At 71.8% G+C, this 2,781-nt stretch carries 2 protein-coding genes; both read left to right on the plus strand.

Annotated features, from left to right (window positions below; all coding sequences use genetic code 11):
- Positions 1-1,234 (plus strand): type VII secretion integral membrane protein EccD (eccD, locus tag A5646_RS02065; RefSeq protein WP_082984600.1); only part of this gene is annotated, 1,234 nt, incomplete at its 5' end.
- Positions 1,219-2,781, plus strand: a 1,563-nt coding sequence (locus A5646_RS02070) for a S8 family serine peptidase (RefSeq protein WP_067019519.1), incomplete at its 3' end; no start/stop codon positions are given. The genes eccD and A5646_RS02070, both read left to right, overlap by 16 nt.

Genomic DNA, 2,781 nt, shown 5'->3' on the forward strand with positions numbered 1-2,781 from the left:
CGAGTCGTTCGAACCGCAGTACGAGTCGCTGTCCACGGGATTGGCGGCCATGGGCAAGTGGCTGGGCCGCGACGGCGGCGATCGGATGTTCGCGCCGGTGACGCCGCTGACCGCCGCCCACACCGCGGTCGCGGTGATCGCCATGGCGGTCGGGGTCGTGGTGGCACTGACGCTGCGCGCCCGGACATTCACCGACGGCCCCGTCCCGGCCGCGGTCGCCGGCGCCGTCGGTGTCCTGCTGCTGGTGGCCACGCTGGTGGTGCGCAGCGGGTGGCGGGAGCGGCGCGACCTCTTCAGCGGCTTCGCGTGGCTGGCGGTCCTGTCGCTGGCGACCGCCGGGGGCTGCGCGCCGCCGGGGCGGCTCGGCGCGGCGCACGGGCTGATCGGCGCCGTCATCGTGATCCTGGGCGCCATCGCCATCGGGGTGACGGCGCGGAACCGCTGGCAGACCGCGGTGGTCACCGCGGTGGTGACGGTCTTCGGGGTGCTGACCGCCGTCGCCGCCGTCCGGATGTTCCGGCCGGCCTCGGCTCAGGTGCTGGCGGTCTGCGTCTTGGTCGGACTGCTTGTGCTGGTCCGGATGGCTCCCCTGATCGCGCTGTGGGTCGCCCGGGTCCGGCCGCCGCATTTCGGATCGATCACCGGGCGGGACCTGTTCGCGCGGCGCGAGGGGATGCCCGTCGACACCGTGTCCCCGGTCAGCGAGGACGAATCCGAAGACGAGGACAATGAATTGACCGACATCAGCGCGCGCGGCGCCGCGATCGCCGCCTCGGCGCGGCTGGTCAACGCGGTCCAGGTGGGACTGTGCGTCGGCGTGTCGATAGTGCTGCCCGCCGCGGTGTGGGGCGTGCTGGCGCCGGGGCGCCCGTGGGCGTGGTTGGCGTTGGTGGTGGCCGGCCTGGTGGCCGGCATCTTCCTGACCCAGGGTCGCGGGTTCGCCGCCAAGTATCAGGCCATCGCCCTGGTGTGCGGGGCGTCCGCGGCGGTGTGCGCGGGCGTGGTCAAGTATGCCGTCGCCGCGCCGCACGACGTGATGGCCGGGTTGATGTGGCCCGCGGTGGCGGTGGCGACCTTCGCCGCATTGGGTTTGGCCGCAGCGCTTTTGGTGCCGGCGATGCGGTTTAGGCCATTCATCCGGTTGACCGTCGAGTGGGTGGAAGTGCTCGCGTTCATCGTCTTGCTGCCAGCGGCGGCGGCCTTGGGAGGGCTCTTCACGTGGATTCGCCACTGAGAAGGGCCGCGGCGGTGGCCGCCGCTGTCACATTGGTCGCATTATCATCCAATACCCCTGTCGCGCTTGCCATTACACCACCACCGGTGGATCCGGGTATGGTGCCGCCGGACGGTCCCCCGCGATCCGATCAGCCGATGCGCCGTGCCAACAGCTGCTCGACCCCGATCACCGTGCGCAACCCCGACGTGGCGCAGCTGGCCCCGGGCTTCAACCTGCTCAACATCACAAAGGCTTGGCAGTACAGCACCGGCAACGGGGTGCCCGTGGCCGTCATCGACACCGGCGTCACCCCCAACCCGCGACTGCCGGCGGTCCCCGGCGGCGACTACATCATGGGTGAGGACGGCCTATCGGATTGCGACGCGCACGGCACGATCGTCAGCTCGATCATCGCCGCTGCGCCCCAAGGGATCTTGCCGATGCCGCGGCCGATGCCCGCCACTCCCGCGTTCCCGCCGCCGGCGGGCCCGCCGCCGATCGCCGGCGCGCCGCCCCCGCCGGTCGAGGTGCCGCCCCCGGTGGCGCCCCCACCACCGCCGCCGCCGGTGACCATCACCCAGGTGCTTCCGCCCCCGCCGCCACCGCCGCCGCCCCCGCCGCCGGAGGGCGGCGGAGCGACGGCCGCGTCGAACGGGCCGCCGGATCCGCAGACCGAAGACGAACCCGCGGTGCCGCCGCTCCCCCCGGGGGCACCCGACGGGGTGGTGGGCGTGGCCCCGCACGCGACCATCATCTCGATCCGGCAGTCCTCACGAGCCTTCGAGCCGGTGAACCCGCCGCCGGGAGACCCCTACTCGGACGAGAAGGTCAAGGCCGGAACGCTGAATTCGGTTGCGCGCGCGGTGGTTCACGCCGCCAACATGGGGGCCAAGGTGATCAACATTTCCGTCACCGCGTGCCTGCCCGCGGCGGCCCCGGCCGATCAGCGGGCCCTCGGTGCGGCGCTGTGGTACGCGGCCACCGCGAAGGACGCCGTGATCGTGGCGGCCGCCGGCAACGACGGCGAAGCGGGCTGCAACAACAACCCGACGTATGACCCATTGGACCCGTCCGATCCGCGGGACTGGCACGAGGTCAAGATCGTCTCGGCGCCGTCGTGGTTCTCCGATTACGTCCTGTCGGTGGGAGCGGTCGACAGCAGCGGTGCCCCGCTCGACAAGAGCATGACCGGTCCCTGGGTCGGCGTGGCGGCCCCCGGGACCCACATCATGGGCCTCTCACCGCAGGGCGGCGGCCCGGTGAATGCCTACCCGCCGTCGAGACCGGGCGAGAAGAACATGCCGTTCTGGGGCACCAGTTTCTCGGCGGCCTACGTCAGCGGCGTCGCGGCGCTGGTGCGCGCGAAATTCCCCGAACTCAGCGCGCATCAGGTAATCAACCGGATCGTGCAGTCCGCGCACAATCCGCCTGCGGGCGTGGACAACAAGGTCGGATACGGGATGGTGGATCCGGTCGCCGCCTTGACCTTCAACATCCCGCCCGGCGATCGGATGGCTCCCGGCGCGCAAAGCCGGGTCATCACCCCGGCCCCGCCGCCACAACAC

The organism is Mycobacterium sp. 1245499.0 (assembly GCF_001673615.1).
Taxonomy (GTDB): domain Bacteria; phylum Actinomycetota; class Actinomycetes; order Mycobacteriales; family Mycobacteriaceae; genus Mycobacterium; species Mycobacterium europaeum_A.